Source organism: Paenibacillus sp. Y660 (assembly GCF_057221575.1).
Window position 1 is genome coordinate 33,765 of sequence record NZ_JBXBBJ010000030.1, and the last position, 17,694, is coordinate 51,458.

The following is a 17,694-nucleotide window of genomic DNA, read 5'->3' on the forward strand; positions in this document are numbered from 1 at the left end:
CCTCGTCAACCTTTGCTTGATTAAAGCTCCTTCGATGCCGCCGCTTCCGTTCCTCCAGCTTCTACCGCTTCGATCGCGCTCGTTTCTTGCTTTTCCACCGCTTCTGATAGGTCAACAATAACTACGGAGTCAGCAATTGCTTCTGTCTCTTCTGTTCCTTTGGCGCGTGCTTTTACACTGCTGACGACATTGCTGGCCGCTTGCTTCGTTTTGTCAGCGATTTGAACCGCTTGATCCCCAATTTGCTTGGCAATGCGGCCAGTCGTATCGCTTACTTGACCAGCAACCTTCACTGTCGTATCGCTTACCTTCTGCGCTTGAACCGAAATATCCTGACGCAGCTCTTTGCCAGGTTTCGGCGCCAATAATAAAGCAGTAACAGAGCCTACAACACCTCCAGCTATTGCGCCAAGCAAAAATCCTTTTGATTGTTTTCGTGTTGACATTATAGTTGCTCCTTTCGTTGTTAGCGTGCTATTCGTCTTAAGCTATTGATCAGGGTTCCGATTCTGGTACGGGTTCAAGTCATCTGCAGAAGGCGCCGCTGCCTTTCGGCTAGTTTGCCACAGCTGCCAAGCCGCCATTCCTAGCTCAGCCCATTCAAGCGCATCACCGACCTGCCGCTTCGTCTCGTACCGCTTCGCATGCTGCTCAGCTGATTCCGACAATACGGACGTTACGCGCTCAACAGCCGATGTCGTATGAGCGATCGCTCCACCAACCTGCCCAGCAGCTTCGAACAGCATGCTCGCCGATTCCAGTTGCCGATGAGCAGCTTTAATCGTTTCCTCTGCCGGCTTTACTAACCCGCTAAGCTCGAGCGAAAGCTTATGCAAATCCTGCTGCACCTTGTCAGCCGCTGCCTGCATCTGCCCAAGCCTGTTAAGCGCTGATCGTAATACCAATAGTATGCCTGCTACCAGAACAACAAATGCACCAGCTGCAATGGCCGCACTCCATGTCATGACCATGACCGTATCCCTCCTCCTTCATCAATCGCAGAGCCATACGTATGTGCCTCTATGTGCTTCTAGACGAACGCCCACTTGCGTAATGACAGTATAAGCAGCATGGGCTCGTCATGACACAACCGACATAAAAATCCTTTTTTGCCTAATCAAAAAGGCCGCCTCAGCAAATCTTCTACGATTTGCCAAGACAACCTTCAATTACCCTATCTATTCCGTTAACCGATGCGATAGCTGCACTTGCCGCCGCCCTTAGCCAAACATTCCGTTCGTTCTACGGGCACATCAAGCAATGATTTAAACAAAGCTAGCTCGCATCTGCATGCCTGCTGGTACTTCCCGGCAACCTGTGCGATTGGACAGTTATACTCGTAGAGCATATAGCTACCGTCGCTCTTCGTCTCCACTTCTGCCATGTAGCCCCCGGCATTTTGGATGACAGCAAGCTCGCTGACCTTCTGTTCCAAGCTTTTGCCCGCCATACGCGGCTCGTAGCGATCAAGCAGCTTCTTCTTCCTGCCTTCAAACATCCGATCGATAAGCGCTGCAGTATCCGGGTCGTCCGCCAGCTCGTCAAGCAAATCCAAGGCGAGAACATGATAATTTTTTGGAAAAAGCTCGTCCGCTCCCGCCGTCAGCTCGTAAGCATGCAGCGGTCTGCCCATCGCTTGGCGCACAGCAACGATGCTTACGCTGCCTTCGCTCTCGAGCGCATACATATGCCGCCGAATCGCCATTTCTGTCAAACCCAGCTCGCTCGACAAGTCGCCGGCATTCAATCTGCCGTTAGTCTTAAGCAGCATCAATATTCTCTCGCGCGTCGAGCTGTCTCTTCGCGTTTCAACCGTCATGTCAGCTGTTCCTATTGCTCTTGTCCGCTTCAACCCTTCACCACCTTTGCAGGCTTGATAGCGTCATTGTAACGTATTTTGACTTTTTCGTAAATCAAGCATATTTTCCCTACAGCTCGCGTTCCAAGTAGCCCTCTATCGCTTCCTTGAAGGCAGGCATCAGCGTGGATAGCAGCTCGGTAAGCGGATGAAGCTCCGTACGCTTCCAGACGTAATAATCCTGAACAAGCGGCTTGCGCAGCTTCACAAGCTCGGTAAGCGTCGCCTGCATATCCGCAGGAAAGGCGCCTGCTTCGCCTGTAATTTCGATGATGTCCTCATAGCTGCTTGCATCCCTTAAAATAAACCCATCGATCAGGAAGCTGCCGACATCCGTCACCGTTTCAATGGCTAAATGCAGCGCTCTCTCCTGCGCCAAGCCTTCAAGCACTGTACCCTGCCAATTAGCGGCTAGCGATTGCAGCGCTGAGGCTACCTCTGTTATCGAATTCAACCGTACGGCAATTTGTTCGCGATTCACATAATACATCAATCAGTCGCCCGCTTTCAGCCTTACTTCTTTTTTTTCGCCTTGCGTTTAAGCCATGCCACCATAATAATACTGCTAAAGATAATGACTAACAAATACGTCAGTATTTCATATACGTCTCTCATGTCGCTCATAAGCCTTTAACCTGCCTCTCAGCTCTCAAAATCAACGCTGACGGAAGCTTCGCGAACTTGCATCATATGCTCGATTACTTTTTTATGTACAGGGTGCACTTGGTAAATCTCCAATGCTTCCAACGATTCGAATTTGGTAACTAGCGCGATATCATAAGAGCGTTCCGAGTGTACAACGTCGATGCCTACCTCAATGTACTTAAGCACTTCAATCTTGCCTTCCATATCTCTAAGCACCTGTGCGGTACGTGCCACGCTCTCTTCGCTGCCATCCTTTAATTTAAAAAATACGATGTGAGTAATCATTTGTTTTTCCTCCTCTGAATTTGTCGCATGACTTTCGTCCTTTTGTCACATAATAACCTATGCAGTCGCATTACGGCAATCTTTAACGCGAAGGAGATCGGTACGTTATGCGCTATCCGGTAACAATTGTTGCTACCTTGATTGGGCTTGCTATTTGTTTGTTTAATTACACGGGTTACGACCCGCACAACATGGTTTTTTTCATGTTTAGCATACCTGCATGGGTTGTTGATTTATTTGTCGACGTGCATGAGGTAAGCGTCCTGCTTATGTACACCCTTACCGTCCTCACTTGGGCACTGCTTGGCTTTATCGCCGATGCGATCATTGCACGCGGCCGTGAAAGCGATCGTCATTCCCGTTCTGCACGATAACTATTGATTTCAACAAAAAGGAGCCTTTCGGCTCCTTTCGCATGTTTGCAATCCATCAATCGGTTTTGGCTTTAAGCAGCTTCAACAACTAATGTAGAATGCATCGTTGTATGTCCTTGGCCGCACGGAATGGAGCAGTAGATCTTGTAAGTGCCTGGTTCCGTAAATTCCAAGTCCGTTTCCGGGTGGTCATTATCAAGAGATACTTTAAGCTCGTCAATATTTATCCCGTGAATGCCGCTTTTATTGGATAGCTTAAGTCTAACTTTGTCTCCAACTTTAACTTTGTACTCCGGTTGGTCAAATACGAAATCATTGGATGCTACTACTTTCAACAAACTCATTCCTTCTGGCAGCGAGGCTGACTCGTCAACAGGCTTAGCGGGCAAGGCGAATGTGAGCAAATATAAGCCCAGCAACGACGCCGCTGCAAATAAAGTAAACATAATCCACTTATGCATTGCTATGTGCTCCCCTTTGCATTCATAATGTCTACCTCTTATATTACATAAGATCGTCCGATGTTCTCAACCTTAAACTACAGAAAGAGGAAAAGTTTTTTCGTTATTTTGACAAAACCATGAACAAATCCAAATTTAGCTGGACAAATACTGTTTTAAGACTCGCTCGGATTCCGCCTTCACAAAGCCCCACAGCATAAAAAACTTGTGATGGTAGCCCCTGCAAACATATTCGGCATGCAAGCCATCCGTTTCCCGCTTCTCCTCATACACTTTAATGCCCATCTCTCGAAACTGCCTGCGGATCGCAGCGAGCTCAAGCAGCACCCGATCCTGCATGCCGCGCAGCATAGAATCATAAAACCGCGGGAGCTTAATAGCAGAAGTGCCGATCACTCGTATATCATGATCCAAAATACGCATAACGATTCCAAGCAGTACGTAGCGCTTCACCAGCTCGAGCTCTTCCTCGGTCTGTATCGGCGGATGCGATGCCGTTCTGACTCTGCCGCGGGCCTCTTTCTCATTAGCGGCCATTGCCACCCCTCCAAATAAGAACATCTGTTCTTATTATAGCCAAGGACTGCGATTTCATGCAAGTCCATTTAAATCCATCCAATATTTACTTCTTATCCTTAAGCACTTCGATTATTTTGCGAAGCTGCTCGGGGAGAGGAAGCCCCATCCGCCCATAATTTTCCGTAATGGAAATCAGCTCGTTGGCGACATAAAAATAGATGGCGGCACCCATCGTCGCATTGTTCAGCTCAAGCAATACATCGATTCGATGCGTTAATAAAATCACGAGCAGCATTAATCCTTTTCGCGTCAATCCCCATGATCCAAAAACGCTGTTCAAGCCTTTCCCCTCTTTGATGGATGCCGCCATTCCAGAAATATAATCAATGCCCATCGCAACGACTAATAAGGTAAGCGACTCCACCCAGCCTCCGAAAGCAAACGTGATAACCGCGCCTGCCAGACCGCTAATCGAACAAATCCATAATTGGGACATAATCCCCACCTCTCCTTCATTCTACGTACCATATGATATGCATGAATGACAAAGGTTGTCCGTCTTCACTCTGTTCGCCAAGCCGATGCTGCGAAAAAAGCTCTTTGCTTTAAACAATTTCGTATTGGAAAATGCTAGGAAAGATAGTATGGTGGATAAAGCAATATTTGAAGCGAGGGTGACTGGCATGCAGCTGTTTTTGAAACTTACGGTTAAGCTTCTACGATTGAACCATTACTTTGTCGTTTTTGCAACGCTATTGCTCGTACTTGTTAGCTCCACGATTGCATTCCTGCTTGAGCCCGGCACCTTCGGCCATTGGTTCAATGCTCTCTGGTGGGTAATGACCACGGTTGCTACGGTTGGTTATGGCGATTTTTTCCCGAAGACGGTGCCTGGCAAGGTGCTTGCTATGCTGCTCTATGTGTTTGGAATTGGTCTGCTCAGCTTATTGATCGGCAAAATTATCGATTCGATAGCTGAACTTCAGCGAAGAAGAGAAGGTGGAAAATTGAAATTTCAAGGTCAAGGCCATATTATCGTCATCAATTGGAGTAAAAAAGCGCAGCTGGCGGTAGAGGATTTGCTCGACTCGGATTCTAAGGCAGCCATTATTATTATTGATAACAGCGACAAGCATCCGTTCGATGTTCCGAGAGTACACTTTGTGAGCGGCGATCCGACATCGGTTGACGTGCTGGAGCAGGCTAATCTTCAAAAAGCACGCTCGGCGATCATTTTTGCCGATCCGCGCATCGACGACACCTCGCTAATCGATGGCAAGTCGCTGCTCATCGCATCCAGCATTGAACAGGCTGCCCCCGCTGTCCATACGACGGTAGAAATCGTGCTGGAGAAGCATATTGTTAATTTTCGTCACGTACAAGTAAATGATTTTATTTTATCGCATGATGCCGTATCCAGGCTTGCTGTGCGATCCGCTTTAGAAGGAAACGTCGATATCTTCATGCAGCTGCTCAGCAGAAAATATGGTGAGGACGTATTCGAAATCGCCGTTGACCCGAGTTGGTCCACATACGACGACGCCTTCCAAGCGCTGCTGCGCAAAGGGGCGACCCTTATTGCCGACCGCGCCGACATGAGCATTAACCGCAAGCTGGATACGCCAATTCCGGCAGATGCCCGTTTATTTGTTATTTCAAATGACGAAACCATCGCGAAGATTAGATCAGAGGGGCGGTAGTCCAAGTGAATTACTCGCTATCCTACATGGAATGGTCCGAACTGGATCAGCGTGTAGTACGAACCATTACGGATGCTGTAGTAACGCGTGACGATATTTTTGTACGCAAGCTCGTAAATGCAACCTATTTCCGCAACAGCCTGTTTGAGCATACGGCTAACGAATGCGAGAACGGCATACGCCATCTTATTTACGCGAAGCCGTACAATGAATACGATGATACCTTATATGGGCAAGCCATCCGCACCGCACTTCACGAATTCGTTACTGTCTCCCCTTATATGGAAGTCGAGTATTTGCTATGGAACGGCTATCGTTTTAATCCTTATAAGTTGGCACAGCCATCCCCGGCAAGCCCGCTCGAATTTGCTCAGCTCCTGCTCGATCATTATATTGTGAACGAACTGAGCACCTTTGAGACGATCTATACGATTTATGATATGGATCGGAGCAAAATTGTCGTTTTTTTGAAAGGAGTGAGTATATAGATGTCGGATGTGAAAGCACAGCAGCTGACAGCCAGCGGCAAATTCAAAGCAAATGGCCAAAAGGCGCTCGCCTTCGCCTTGATGCTGACTGTACCCGTCGCTTTAAGCGGCTGCAATACGACGAGCGCTAAAGATTGCGTCGACTACGACAAGGATGGTTACTGCGACGATAACGGCAGCAGCCGCGGCACTTATATATCAAACGGCAAAACGCACAAAAAATCATCAAGCTACAAATCCGGCTCCAGCTCATCAAAAGGCTTCGGAAGCTCCGGCATTGGCAGCAGCGGAGGGTAGACATTTGCAGCGCGTCATTTCGCTTCCATTGACCCACGACGAGCTGTTTCAAGGAGAGCTTGAGCAGCGAATTCCGTACCATCGCATGCATGGCAAGCAATATTGCCTGCCATCCGTAACGCTGTACACACGTGCAGAATATGAGGAGCTCCAAGCCGCATCTGAGCAGGTGGACCAGATCTATTGGAAATCGCTGCGATTTGCGCAGCAGCATTTGCCGGATGATTTTCTAAATAAACAATTAGGCATTCATCCCTCTCTTATCCGAGCAGCGCGTATGGAAACTCCTTCACACGGAATTTCCCGTCAGGACTGGATCGTAACCGCACATGGCTTGAAATGTATCGAAAATAACACCGACACGCCCACTGGCATTCCGGAGACGGCTTTTCTAGGAAATGCAATCGTTAGCCGTTATACCGCCTATCGCTCCGCCTCCGAAGGTATACGCAAAGCGCTGAAGGCATCGCTTGAGAAGCTCATTGCCCACTATCGCAGCGAAGGATTAACCAGTATGATCACCTGCACCTGCTACGACTGGCATGTCGAGGACAAGTGCAATACCGAATATGTAATGGATGTCATTCATGAGCTTGGTTATCCCGTTATTTTCGTGCCACTTGATCAGCTCGTTATTATAGAGGGTGACGGCTTGTACAACGATGGCAAGCGCATTGATATACTGTACCGCCTTTATCCTTTAGAGTATTTAATTCATGATACCGATGCTGACACCGGCTCGCCGATCGGCGAGGCGCTTATAGAGCTCGTTGAACTAGGGCAGCTTGCGCTCATTAACCCGCCGCAAAGCATTATTACACAAAGCAAAGGCTTCATGGCGCTCATTTGGGCATTACATGAACGAAATGATCAATCGGTGGACATGCTGGGACATCCACTTTTTGACGAAGTGGAGCTCGAAGCGATTCGTAAATATCTGCTTCCTACTTATTTTGAGAATACCTTATTCATTCAGCGGAAAACCCCTTATGTCGCCAAAAGCTACTGGGGACGCGAAGGCAAGGGCACCGCTCTCTTCGCAGGAGACGGCACCATCGAGAGTGTAGAATGGGGCATTCAAGATAGTGAAGAGGAAGCCGTGGAAACCAAGCTGCATTACAACGAGCAGCCAAAAATTTATCAGCAGCGCTTCACGATGGAAGAAGTCGCAGTACATACAGAAGAAGGCCAGTTTAATGGCTGCTTGTTAACCGGCGCTTATGTAGTCGGCGGAAGCTTTGCCGGCCTGCTCCCTCGAGTTGGTGCCAAAATAACCGGCGACATGGCTTATTACTGCCCTGCTGCTATTGTCGAGTAACGGATTGGTGGGAAAATCCGGACATTGAGCTTTCGTTGCTAGTTTTTGTTTACAAAACTTTGAGGAGGGTCAATATGAATGAATTTTTTCAAAATTCCGCTAATGTTGGAATCGGTCTTGTTCTCCTGCTCATCATTTTAGGCGCGGGCGCATTCATTTTCAGTAAATTAACTCGTTACAACGATTCCGAGCAAATAAGCAAAGGCAATCAAGCGGCAGGCATGTATATGGGCAGCAAGCTGCTGGGGCTATGTATCATCGTCGCAATGGTTTCATACAGCTCGCATTCATGGGTCTCGATGCTGATCTGGTCCGCCATCGGCATAGCCATTCTATGCATCGTCTATCTCGTATTCGATTTTCTTACGCCGCGCTTTAAAGTTTGCGAGGAAATCGAAAAAGGCAATATGGCTGTTGCGCAGCTTCTCCGCTCCGTGATCATCGGCGTATCCATCGTAATCGGCACATTTCTCATCTAGCTGCCGCTTACGAAATGAAAAAAGAGGAACCACAAAGCTGCGATCGCTGCTTTGTGGTTCCTCTTTTTCAGTTCGAGATTTAACATCCGCCGCACATTGCGCCATCTGGCCTCTAAAAATGCAAAAGGAACCATCGCTGTAATTTGCGTGATTCCTTCGGTGTTTCTTATTAAGTTTTGCTTGCTTTTCGTGCAGCGTTGGTGTGCGTTTAATCGTTGGAACGACGCCCTGCCAGCTGCCTCGCAGTACATCCGGCGTTATGCGCCCCTGCTGCGCCAGCTTTTGTCTTGTTTTTTTCGCCTTGCTGATGGACATGATTTTGCCCTCCTAAAAAGTTTTAGTAAGCATTCGCTTCGTTTTGTGAAGAAAAACGTTACTCCGCAAGCGTTAGCTCACTCCCACTATTATACGCACTTCGCCTCCGTTATGAAAGCCGCTTAACGCTTTTCCAACATAGAAAATTCCTTCCGCAGCAGCGTGAAAACAAGCAGCTCAACGATAGTACCTTTCTCGATCTCAAATTCCTTTAAATCGACAGCCTGCTTGAATCCAAGCTTGGACAGCAGACCAATCGAGGCATCGTTTCCCGAATCCACCTTCGCTTCGATGCAGTATAATTTCATGGTGTTGAAGCCAAAAGCGATTATCGGCGCGGCCACCTCACTCATAATGCCTTTGCGCCAATGGCTTGGAGCCAGATCATAACCGATTTCGGTACGGGCAAATTCCTTCAAATAATGCAAAAAACCGCATGTTCCAATCACTTTTCCTGTGCTTTTCTCCTCGATCAGCCATCTAATTCCGATTTGCTGAGCGAAAATCTCCATATGCCAGTTCATTTCCTGCCACGCTTCTGCCTCCTCAGTGAAAGGCATTAGCGGAGTATATTTTACGACGTCCTCATCCGAATAAAGCTCAAACAAATCCTTCTTATCCCGGTCCTCCGTCTTGCGCAAAATAAACCGTTCCGTCTCCATCTGCGGAAACACTTGAAATGAGTATGATAATGCCATCCACCCAGCCCCTTTATTCATAAAAGCACATAATCGGCATGCCGCTATTCAACTGACTGCCGCTTTTCCTCTTCATGATCAGATAACATACCACAATCTCCTTTGAAAGTGAATGCATTGCATGTAAGTGTCATACATAACGATTAAACAAGAAATCGCGAGGGATGTTGATCAAGATGCCCTTACATATAAAAAAAAGAACAGGTAAGCTAGTATGCTAGCCATCCAGTTCTTTTTCATATACCGTCGTTCGGTTTCGACCCCTCGCTTTGGATTGATACAGCGCTTTGTCCGCCATCTCGATGATATCCTTAGCATCCGCAGTACCTGGAGTCGACAATGAAATGCCTATGGACACGAAGATCGGTCTGCCAGCCGGACTTACAGTAACCGAGATTGCTTTTCTGAGACGCTCAGCCATTTGCTCTGCGATTTGAACATTTCCATGATTGACCAAAATGCCAAATTCCTCGCCGCCGTAGCGGAAGCACAGATCATCGCTTCTGGAATAGGCAACTATTTGAGAAGCCAAATGGATCAATACTTCGTCTCCAATGAGATGCCCTTGCTCATCATTAATTTTTTTGAAATAGTCGATATCCAGCAGAATAAGCGCGAACGGAATATCCTCCTCCAGCCACTCCTGGAGAGTCAAATCAAATGTCTTCCTGTTCGCAAGACCTGTTAATCCATCTAATCGTATTTCCTTATTCAACAAATTAATATGGTTAATTATACTCTGATTAAGCTGTCGCACTTCATAAATATACGACTTTGCTTTTGGCATTTTGGTGCGTACCGCCTTCGTGGACAAAATGGCATCCTCCGAATAAGCAGCTAGTTGAAAAAGAGGTTTGGATATGACATAGGAAACATACCATGCCGCAAGCAATATCACAAGAAAGAGCGGGAGCGATTGCAGCAATATGCTCCATACTAACTCTTTTAAAGGCTTATCTACTATAGAAGTAGGCGTTTGCGCTACAATCGCCCAGCCGGATATAGGCTCGAAAGCGTAGCCTGCAAAGTATGATTTGCCTTTTGAATTAACGATTTTCTGAGATCCGCTAAGACCTTTTATCGCTTGATTAATGACCTTGTTGTTTGTAATGGTTTCATTTAGACGTTTTTTATCCGGATGGTAAATAAGATGGCCATGCTTATCTGCGACATAGACATACGAGCCGTTGCCGTAAAAATGTTCACTTAGCAATTTGTGTATCGCATTGCTCTCATCCAAGTAAATCGTGCCAGCAGCAAATCCGGCGTACTCGCCGCGGTCATCGAAGATGGGAGACGAGATCAGAACAAGCAGACGATTCGAAATTGGCGCTACGTATGGTTCGGAAATGAGTGAACGCTTCTGTTCTATAGCTTGAAATGATGCTGCAGAGGTCAATACTAACCCTTCCGTGACCCCGCTGTCCATGATGCTTGTAGCTGTTACTTTTCGATCTTGATCTGCAATCAGTATCGAATTGAAATAATGCTTGTTCGACTGATACCAAATATTCAATTCCTTTTGCGATAAGTTTTTCTTGCCTGCCCTTGCGGCGATCTCACCGATATTGCTGCGCATAATTTGCAATAATTCACTCGTATTGGAGGACAGCTTCTTGGCGTAGTAATAATTGCTGTCCAAATAACCGGAAGACAATGAGTCCTTATTTGCTTTCCATGCAAAATAACCGCCGATAACGGCGGTAATGAGAACGGAGCTTATTACTAATAGCCCTAGTACAAATCGAAGCCTAAAGCCCTTGTGTTTTCTCACAGATATTCCTTCTCTCGTTGCCAAAGTACAGCTTTATTTTAGCGTAACTGGACGAGAAAATAAATAACTTTTCCATTCTTTTATATAGAGGCAGCCTGAATAACAGCCTCCAGAAGCCCGGGGAAGCGCAAATTCAAATCCTCTAACCGCAGCGTCAAAAAATGCTGGGTGCCTTGCTTGCGAACGTTGAGCACACCCGCCTCGCGCAAAGTACGAACATGATGCGTTATTGTAGACTTCGCGACAGGAGAATCAAAGTGACCGCAGGGCTGCTCGCCGCTCTTCATGATATCGATGACAATGCTGAGCCGGATTGGATCGCTTAATGCATAGAGCACGGAAGTAAGCTCAATATCATCGCGATTGGGATGAAACAATATTTTCACGCACATTCGCTCCTTTCTTATCAAGCATTATTGCCTGATATTACAGATCATGCTATATTCTCATAGTACGATAATAATCGTACAATGAAAACAAGAAAAAAAAGACTATTATTTCCATTGGAGGTTCCATGAGAAACGCTGCAACGATTACCGCCCCACCACTATCCACCGAGGCACAGCCCGCCTTTCGAGACGGCCTTGTTATCCCTCTGCTTGGCTTAACCGTCATTATAGTCATCATGAATACGATGATGTTCAATTTGGCACTTCCACAAGTAACGACGGAATTTATGCTTTCAACCTCGGCCGCTTCTTGGATTATAACCGGCTATTCCATCGTCTTTGCCATTGCATCCATAACCTACAGCAGGTTGTCCGATTTTGTGCCCATTCGCTTACTGCTCACAATTGGATTAATAGCCATGGGCGGCGCGTCTGTGCTAGGTTTTTTTAGTCATCATTATCTATTGCTGCTTGTCGCACGGCTCATTCAAGCATCCGGTGCGGGCTCCGTGTTCAGCTTGACGATCGTCCTTATTACGAGATTCATTCCACTTGCCAGACGCGGCAAATCGATGGCGCTCATTACATCCGCCGCATCGCTTGGTCTTGGGCTTGGGCCTGTAGTCGGGGGCGTGATCACGCAGTATTGGGGCTGGAACGATCTGTTCATCGTAACCGGCATCTCGCTGCTCTTAATTCCGCTCTTCTACCGACTGCTTCCAGATGAAGCGGTAAGCAAAGGCTCCTTCGACATCTTGGGCGCTTCGCTTGTCGGAATCGGATCAACCGGCGTGCTATTGTATTTGACTAATCATTTTTGGATTGCGCTAATTGGCGGGATTACAGCGCTCGTTTTATTTTGGATTCGCATTAATCGCGCGGCAAATCCGTTTGTACAGCCAGCTTTGTTCCGCAATAAAAGATATATCCGTCTTATCTCGCTTGGCGTCGTCTCGTATATTAATAATTTCGCAACGTTGTTCTTGCTGCCGCAGGTGCTCATTCATTTGTTCAAGCTTACGCCCGGTCAAGCCGGCCTAATCATTTTCCCAGGTGCGCTCGTCGCTATGCTGTCCTCGAACCGAGTAGGCAAAATCATCGATCGCTCCGGCAACAGCCTGCTGCTTCGTCTCACTCCTTTGCTTTTGCTGGTCGCAGCCGTTTCCTTCGCTTTGTTTGCGGATCTTTCCATCTATGTCATTATGGTTATTTATATGGTGATGAGCGTTGGATTCTCTGCTTTAAACTCGAGCGTTTCCAACGAGCTGTCGCGAATACTGCCAGGCGAGCATGTTGGCGCTGGGATGGGCTTATTCCAGTTATCGCAATTTATTAGCGGCGCCTTCAGTGTTGCGATTAGCGGCATCGTACTGGCCTCGCAAAGCGAGCTCCCGCTTAGCCGCGCTTTCTCGAATATCTTTTGGGGCATGGCCGTCATTGCCGTATTTGCCATAGCTGCCTCTTGGCTCTACTATTCATCATCAAGGCAGACGCTCAAAGAACACAAGTCTCAATAGTCTACCGCATATGCTTCAGCGCTTCCTTCCTGCTTAGCGGGGAAAGCGCCGTATTGCTCACGAACCGATGCACGCTTGGTGCATCGGTTTTTGCATATTCCCGCAGCGCCCAGCCAATTGCCTTGCGAATAAAAAAGTCGCTCTCATCCTTTGTTCGACATATGTAGTCAAACAAACGATCCGTGTCGGTATGATGCTTATATCTCAGCTGAAACAAAATCGCCGTTCGGCGCAGCCACAGGTTGTCCGACATAATCCAGCGCTCCGTATAATCCGCTATTAGTTCCGGATACTTCGACAGATGATAGCCAACAAGATGCGACGCTATGAAATCAACCGTGTCCCACCATGAGTGGGTCGTCACCCACCGCTCCAGCCTATCGATATGCGCTGGCGCCGCCTCTTTGCAGTATTTCTCAAGCAGCCCCATCGCGACATAATGGAATTCACGCTCATTCAGCAGCCACAGCTGCTCTGCAGTTTGCAAAAGCTCTTCGCCCTTCGGCTTTTCTTTATGCTTCCAGAACTCTCGCAGCAGCTGCATTCGCTCCGGTGTTTTAATACCCAGAAATACGAATTGGCCGCGCATATATGCCTCCATAGGCTCAGCATTCTCTGGGTTAGCCTGTTCCCTAAATTGTGCTTCAAGCGCCTTTGCAATCGCAGTCATAGGATAAGCAGCTCCTTTTCCTTGAACGATAACATAAAGCAGCCCCAACCATCAATGATGGTCAGAGCTGCCAAGTTGTTTTTGATTAATTTTTGTTAAACCGCCTCACCATGCAAATATCTATAGAACGGTTTATCTACCCAAAATTGAATTGGCGTAACATTAACATTCGGATCGATCGCTTTCAAGCCTGCAATTACCTTCGCGGAATCCTCATTAAGCGAGAACGGATTTACCGTATACGGGCTATCCTTGTCCGTAATAAAGTTGTTCGTAATAATTTCATAGTCCTTCAGTTCCGTTTGCGAATAGTACAGCGGCTGGAACCATGATTCAATGATCAGCCCCGTTTGATCAGCCTTGTCTTTTTTCGCATATTTTAAAATAACGTCCTGGAAAGCTGCTTTATCTGCCGCATTCGCGAATTCGAAGGCAAGATCATATTCTTTGGCGTAGGAAATATAGTTGCCATTTTCAATTTGAACCACATTAGGTCCAGGAGTGCCCCACTCTGCTAAAAAGATAAAGGCTGATGTTTTTGGCTCAAACTGCACCTTTGCATTCAGACCTTCACTGCGAAGCAGGCCAATGAGCTGAATCGCATGTTTGAAATCGGAATGACCGTAAATGAGGGACAAGGAATCCACAAAGTTTGCGTTGAAACGGGAATCCTTGAGGTTGTAGCCAGTAATCAAATCCTGCTTCAGCGCCGTATTTACAAGCGTCTGCAGCTTAGGAGCATCAATAATGTCCGATGTGTGGTATGCATTGTTTAGCTTCGCGTAAATATCGCCATCGTTAACATATCCGATATACTTTTTGTAAAGCCCTTTTGTAATCAATACTTTGCCAAGCAGCGTGTTGATCAAATGCTCGCCGGCTGCATTTTTTGGCTTAAAGCTGGAATACAAGTCAGCTGTCAGCAAGCCATTGTCAACGGCAACAGCTACCTCTTGAGCCAATTTAGTGCCAAGCACACTGCTTTTTACGTTCAGCTTAGTCAAAGCTTTTTCAACTTTAGCTGCCGGGTATGTATAAGCAAGCTCCTTCAGATCTGCTGCTCTAACCGCAATCGATACCGCTACGGAAATCGTTAGCACCTGTTCGCCCTGAATGGCAGGTCCTGACAAAATCCCTTTCTCATACAAAGCCGCAGCTGCTGTATACAAATCGCTGCCTGACTTTAGATCGGAGAAGGTTACTTCTTTGCCAGACGGCTTGTAGCCGAGGATATCTGCTACCGCCTCAATGTAGTCGCCTTTGGTTACTTTTCCCGAGAGACTGACATCAAATTTTCCCTTCAAAAACTGCTTATACTGTGCTGCGCCATCCTCCTGCAGAGTGGCTGATACAGCAGGCGATGCGGCAAAAGCTGCTGATTGAGTGAAAATGATAGAGAAGGACAAGAGAAGTGCTATTAGCCATTTGGCGTAAGATAACTGCGTTTTTCTCATGAACAAAACCTCCATTTAATTAAATTCCGATAGATTTAATCGGGAATATGTAATGTTCCATAGTATACCAATTGAAAAACAGTAGTGTCAATACAATTATTTAAAGCCGAAAAACGATGCGCTGTCGTTTTTCGGCTTACTTTGATTTCTTTATGAGCGTAGAGATTTTAATTCCCTAATCGCCATATCCACTCGCTTATCTGGATATTCTACATCGATAACATGATATATAACAACATTCGCTATGTGATACCTATTGTGCTCTTCAACATCCGCTGTTGCTGTTTTTTCTCAAAATCCTTTAATCCTTTTTTGGCTTCTCTGCTGGAGCGATAAACATACAGGCTGATTGACTGATTATCATGAATAACAAATTGCTCTGGCAGAACACCATTATACGCTCGTGAGAAGACAGCTTTTGGATTTGCTTCCGTTTGCTCTACGAGCAAAACGCCATGCTTGTTGAATGCCTCTTTTACCTGTGCTGACGTTGACGAATCCGTTTGATTTCTTATTAAATATTTCTGTTCAGCTTCAGCTCAAACTGAGGTTTCGTTACATATTCCATATAAGCTATTTTTCCACAAAAGTCCAAATAAGCCTGATAGCGGGTGCGGATGGCGGGAGCAGCAATTCGATCAAGTACTTGATCCTTAGCGATCCAGCAGCTTTCTGATGTCTCCTCCGATGTGCACAATTGTCCGCCTACCGGCTTGCATACATAGTCGAGCATAACTTTGGTAGGCACGTCTGTTATACCGTCATGCCATTTATATATCGCAGTGTTGGAATATACGCCAATCAAGTGAGAGACAACGGTGTCTATCCCGCTCTCCTCTTTTATTTCTCTGCTTAATGCATCTATTAGATTTTCACCCGCCTCCACTTGCCCGCCTGGAAATACCTAACCGCCATGCTGAGTTTTCACTAAAAGAATATACCCTTGCTCATCCTCTACGATACCGCCTACTGCCACTATATGTGTCGGCATTGCCATAGTCATTACCTCCTGCACAGATATGATCGAACCTTATTTCGCAAATAAATCCACCTCAAAATAAGCTGCTTGTTAATGATCGCGATCAATTGGCTTCCAATTATTTTTCACGAAGAGAATGACCATGACGAGCACAAATAGCCCAGCTAAATAAAACAATATTTTTTTCCAGCTAAAATGCTTTCCTTCATATTCAGCCTCATAATTTGCTTTTATAAATATTTCGTCGCTTACCTTTATCGCAATGGCCTCATTGATGTCAACGCCTTTGACTGCGTAGTATTCCGTGCCCTTCGGATAAGAGTTGGAGAAATTGCCAGAGTATGTCCCCTCCTCATCCGAATAGGAAGTAACCTTGCCGACCTTGTCACCAATTTGTTCCGGTTCAACCTGGACTTCCGAGAGAACGTAGATCTTCCCGTCATTTACGACAAAAGAGTAGGCCCAGCTTGCCTGAACCGGATTAACAGCCATAAAAGTGCCTGCCAACAACAGCATAACCATCAATAACAAACCTTTTCTCATATGATGCCCCCCTCCTAATTACGAACTCCAGCGTTTTTCTGTAATGTCAGCAGCACTTCAAGGCATTTTGCGCTCATCGGTTGAGCAACGAGACGCAGCGGCACAATCATACTTCCGCTTACTAGATAAATATTAGACGTCAATATTGGCAAAAAGTTACAAGCACATCGTTTGATCCCCTTATCTTTTGGGTACATACATTGAAACAATGAAAAGAGGTGGACAAGCATGAATGAATTCGAGAAGGATGCAGACGGTGCAGTGAAGAAGGGCAATCGCGATCATCCCGAGCAATACCCGACGGAGAAGGAGAGCTTGTTCGATAAGTTTAAGAGCGAGCAGACGGTTGATCCTATCCCCGTGGAAGACTTGAAGCTTCAAGTGCAGGATGAGAAGCACAAGGAAGAGACTAAGCACAAGTCATCCAGCGCAAATAAGTTTGATTGAAGCGGATTTCCCATTGCCACCAAGAAGCGCAAATTTTTCTGAGCTGAAAAATATACAAAAAAACGAGCACTTAGAATCGCTTCTAAGGCTCGTTTTGCGTATTAGGCGTTGTATTCGAATGCCCTGATCTCGCCTTTCCCTCAAACCATTGCGTCTGAAAAGAAATAACAGGAAAAAGTCCATCTAAAATTTCTTTTGAGGCAGCGATTGATCATTTAGATGGAAAACCTCCCGTTAAAAGGATCAAATTCACCCGAACTAGGTAAAAAATTGAAAATTAACAGGAGAAAATCCATCTAAACACCATTTTCGCTTGAAATATTTTGAAATAACAGGAGCTTTTCCCGTTAATCACACACTACATGACTTATGCAGTTCATGAGATTAACCGGTAATTGTGAGAATCTATGTTTGAATAAACCGGCCACATGGTCATGGAGAGATTCTTAGGCCAATATGCTGAAATAAGGCTTGCAAAACGGCG

At 46.3% G+C, this 17,694-nt stretch carries 22 protein-coding genes and 1 pseudogene; 8 read left to right on the forward strand and 15 right to left on the reverse strand.

Annotation, left to right across the window (positions count from 1 at the left end):
• Positions 1 to 20: 20 nt before the first annotated feature.
• The 5 genes from AC2TDN_RS23020 to AC2TDN_RS23040 all read right to left on the reverse strand — a co-directional run bounded on the left by AC2TDN_RS23020 (position 21) and on the right by AC2TDN_RS23040 (position 2,788).
• The gene (locus AC2TDN_RS23020; RefSeq protein WP_482068931.1) at positions 21 to 446 is read right to left on the reverse strand and encodes a YtxH domain-containing protein; all 426 of its coding nucleotides are present in this window, start codon (positions 444 to 446) and stop codon (positions 21 to 23) included.
• 42 nt (positions 447 to 488) lie between these two features.
• Positions 489 to 971 (reverse strand): DUF948 domain-containing protein, encoded by a 483-nt coding sequence (locus AC2TDN_RS23025; RefSeq protein WP_484690307.1) that lies wholly within the window; start codon positions 969 to 971, stop codon positions 489 to 491.
• A gap of 215 nt (positions 972 to 1,186) precedes the next feature.
• On the reverse strand, positions 1,187 to 1,819 hold the full coding sequence (locus AC2TDN_RS23030) for a helix-turn-helix transcriptional regulator (RefSeq protein WP_484690319.1): 633 nt from the start codon (positions 1,817 to 1,819) through the stop codon (positions 1,187 to 1,189).
• 109 nt (positions 1,820 to 1,928) lie between these two features.
• Positions 1,929 to 2,348, reverse strand: a complete 420-nt coding sequence (locus AC2TDN_RS23035) for a DUF86 domain-containing protein (protein WP_484690308.1) — start codon at positions 2,346 to 2,348, stop codon at positions 1,929 to 1,931.
• A 152-nt stretch (positions 2,349 to 2,500) separates the two neighbouring features.
• Complete coding sequence (locus AC2TDN_RS23040; protein ID WP_482068928.1) at positions 2,501 to 2,788, reverse strand: Dabb family protein; 288 nt, start codon at positions 2,786 to 2,788, stop codon at positions 2,501 to 2,503.
• 107 nt (positions 2,789 to 2,895) lie between these two features.
• Between AC2TDN_RS23040 and AC2TDN_RS23045 the strand changes: the two genes are divergently transcribed.
• A complete protein-coding gene (locus tag AC2TDN_RS23045; protein WP_482068927.1) occupies positions 2,896 to 3,162 on the forward strand; it encodes a hypothetical protein in 267 nt (88 codons plus the stop codon).
• Positions 3,163 to 3,233: 71 nt separating this feature from the next.
• Here the strand turns inward: AC2TDN_RS23045 and AC2TDN_RS23050 are convergent, their stop codons facing one another.
• From AC2TDN_RS23050 to AC2TDN_RS23060, 3 genes are all read right to left on the reverse strand, one after another.
• Positions 3,234 to 3,623 (reverse strand): cupredoxin domain-containing protein, encoded by a 390-nt coding sequence (locus tag AC2TDN_RS23050; RefSeq protein WP_482068926.1) that lies wholly within the window; start codon positions 3,621 to 3,623, stop codon positions 3,234 to 3,236.
• A 135-nt stretch (positions 3,624 to 3,758) separates the two neighbouring features.
• Entirely contained in the window at positions 3,759 to 4,160 is a 402-nt protein-coding gene (locus AC2TDN_RS23055) for a YhjD family protein (protein WP_482068925.1), read from the reverse strand.
• Between the two features lie 85 nt (positions 4,161 to 4,245).
• The gene (locus tag AC2TDN_RS23060; RefSeq protein ID WP_484690309.1) at positions 4,246 to 4,638 is read right to left on the reverse strand and encodes a phage holin family protein; all 393 of its coding nucleotides are present in this window, start codon (positions 4,636 to 4,638) and stop codon (positions 4,246 to 4,248) included.
• 148 nt (positions 4,639 to 4,786) lie between these two features.
• Between AC2TDN_RS23060 and AC2TDN_RS23065 the strand changes: the two genes are divergently transcribed.
• The 5 genes from AC2TDN_RS23065 to AC2TDN_RS23085 all read left to right on the forward strand — a co-directional run bounded on the left by AC2TDN_RS23065 (position 4,787) and on the right by AC2TDN_RS23085 (position 8,424).
• On the forward strand, positions 4,787 to 5,842 hold the full coding sequence (locus AC2TDN_RS23065) for a potassium channel family protein (RefSeq protein ID WP_484690310.1): 1,056 nt from the start codon (positions 4,787 to 4,789) through the stop codon (positions 5,840 to 5,842).
• Positions 5,843 to 5,847: 5 nt separating this feature from the next.
• Positions 5,848 to 6,330 carry a hypothetical protein gene (locus tag AC2TDN_RS23070; RefSeq protein WP_482068922.1) on the forward strand — a complete coding sequence of 161 codons (483 nt, stop codon included), beginning with the start codon at positions 5,848 to 5,850 and terminating at the stop codon, positions 6,328 to 6,330.
• Positions 6,331 to 6,627 carry a hypothetical protein gene (locus AC2TDN_RS23075; RefSeq protein WP_482068921.1) on the forward strand — a complete coding sequence of 99 codons (297 nt, stop codon included), beginning with the start codon at positions 6,331 to 6,333 and terminating at the stop codon, positions 6,625 to 6,627.
• Positions 6,608 to 7,945 carry a glutathionylspermidine synthase family protein gene (locus AC2TDN_RS23080; RefSeq protein ID WP_484690311.1) on the forward strand — a complete coding sequence of 446 codons (1,338 nt, stop codon included), beginning with the start codon at positions 6,608 to 6,610 and terminating at the stop codon, positions 7,943 to 7,945. The genes AC2TDN_RS23075 and AC2TDN_RS23080 overlap by 20 nt, the downstream gene beginning before the upstream one ends.
• Before the next feature lie 74 nt (positions 7,946 to 8,019).
• Positions 8,020 to 8,424 carry a DUF350 domain-containing protein gene (locus AC2TDN_RS23085; protein WP_484690312.1) on the forward strand — a complete coding sequence of 135 codons (405 nt, stop codon included), beginning with the start codon at positions 8,020 to 8,022 and terminating at the stop codon, positions 8,422 to 8,424.
• A 437-nt stretch (positions 8,425 to 8,861) separates the two neighbouring features.
• Here the strand turns inward: AC2TDN_RS23085 and AC2TDN_RS23090 are convergent, their stop codons facing one another.
• From AC2TDN_RS23090 to AC2TDN_RS23100, 3 genes are all read right to left on the reverse strand, one after another.
• Positions 8,862 to 9,437 (reverse strand): GNAT family N-acetyltransferase, encoded by a 576-nt coding sequence (locus AC2TDN_RS23090; protein ID WP_484690313.1) that lies wholly within the window; start codon positions 9,435 to 9,437, stop codon positions 8,862 to 8,864.
• Positions 9,438 to 9,654: 217 nt separating this feature from the next.
• Positions 9,655 to 11,211 (reverse strand): sensor domain-containing diguanylate cyclase, encoded by a 1,557-nt coding sequence (locus tag AC2TDN_RS23095; RefSeq protein WP_484690314.1) that lies wholly within the window; start codon positions 11,209 to 11,211, stop codon positions 9,655 to 9,657.
• Positions 11,212 to 11,291: 80 nt separating this feature from the next.
• Complete coding sequence (locus tag AC2TDN_RS23100; RefSeq protein ID WP_482068916.1) at positions 11,292 to 11,597, reverse strand: ArsR/SmtB family transcription factor; 306 nt, start codon at positions 11,595 to 11,597, stop codon at positions 11,292 to 11,294.
• A gap of 128 nt (positions 11,598 to 11,725) precedes the next feature.
• Between AC2TDN_RS23100 and AC2TDN_RS23105 the strand changes: the two genes are divergently transcribed.
• The gene (locus AC2TDN_RS23105; protein WP_484690315.1) at positions 11,726 to 13,117 is read left to right on the forward strand and encodes an MFS transporter; all 1,392 of its coding nucleotides are present in this window, start codon (positions 11,726 to 11,728) and stop codon (positions 13,115 to 13,117) included.
• A 1-nt stretch (position 13,118) separates the two neighbouring features.
• On the opposite strand, the gene AC2TDN_RS23110 is transcribed toward AC2TDN_RS23105, so the two are convergent.
• The 4 genes and pseudogenes from AC2TDN_RS23110 to AC2TDN_RS23125 all read right to left on the reverse strand — a co-directional run bounded on the left by AC2TDN_RS23110 (position 13,119) and on the right by AC2TDN_RS23125 (position 16,763).
• Positions 13,119 to 13,787, reverse strand: a complete 669-nt coding sequence (locus tag AC2TDN_RS23110; protein WP_484690316.1) for a DNA alkylation repair protein — start codon at positions 13,785 to 13,787, stop codon at positions 13,119 to 13,121.
• 95 nt (positions 13,788 to 13,882) lie between these two features.
• Positions 13,883 to 15,241 carry a hypothetical protein gene (locus AC2TDN_RS23115; protein WP_484690317.1) on the reverse strand — a complete coding sequence of 453 codons (1,359 nt, stop codon included), beginning with the start codon at positions 15,239 to 15,241 and terminating at the stop codon, positions 13,883 to 13,885.
• Between the two features lie 514 nt (positions 15,242 to 15,755).
• Positions 15,756 to 16,238, reverse strand: a pseudogene (locus tag AC2TDN_RS23120) (NUDIX hydrolase).
• Positions 16,239 to 16,310: 72 nt separating this feature from the next.
• A complete protein-coding gene (locus AC2TDN_RS23125) occupies positions 16,311 to 16,763 on the reverse strand; it encodes a hypothetical protein (protein WP_482068910.1) in 453 nt (150 codons plus the stop codon).
• 228 nt (positions 16,764 to 16,991) lie between these two features.
• Here AC2TDN_RS23125 and AC2TDN_RS23130 point away from each other — a divergent pair, with 228 nt between their 5' ends.
• Positions 16,992 to 17,210: a hypothetical protein gene (locus tag AC2TDN_RS23130; RefSeq protein ID WP_482068909.1), complete on the forward strand. Its 219-nt coding sequence runs from the start codon at positions 16,992 to 16,994 to the stop codon at positions 17,208 to 17,210.
• The last annotated feature ends 484 nt before the right edge of the window (positions 17,211 to 17,694 follow it).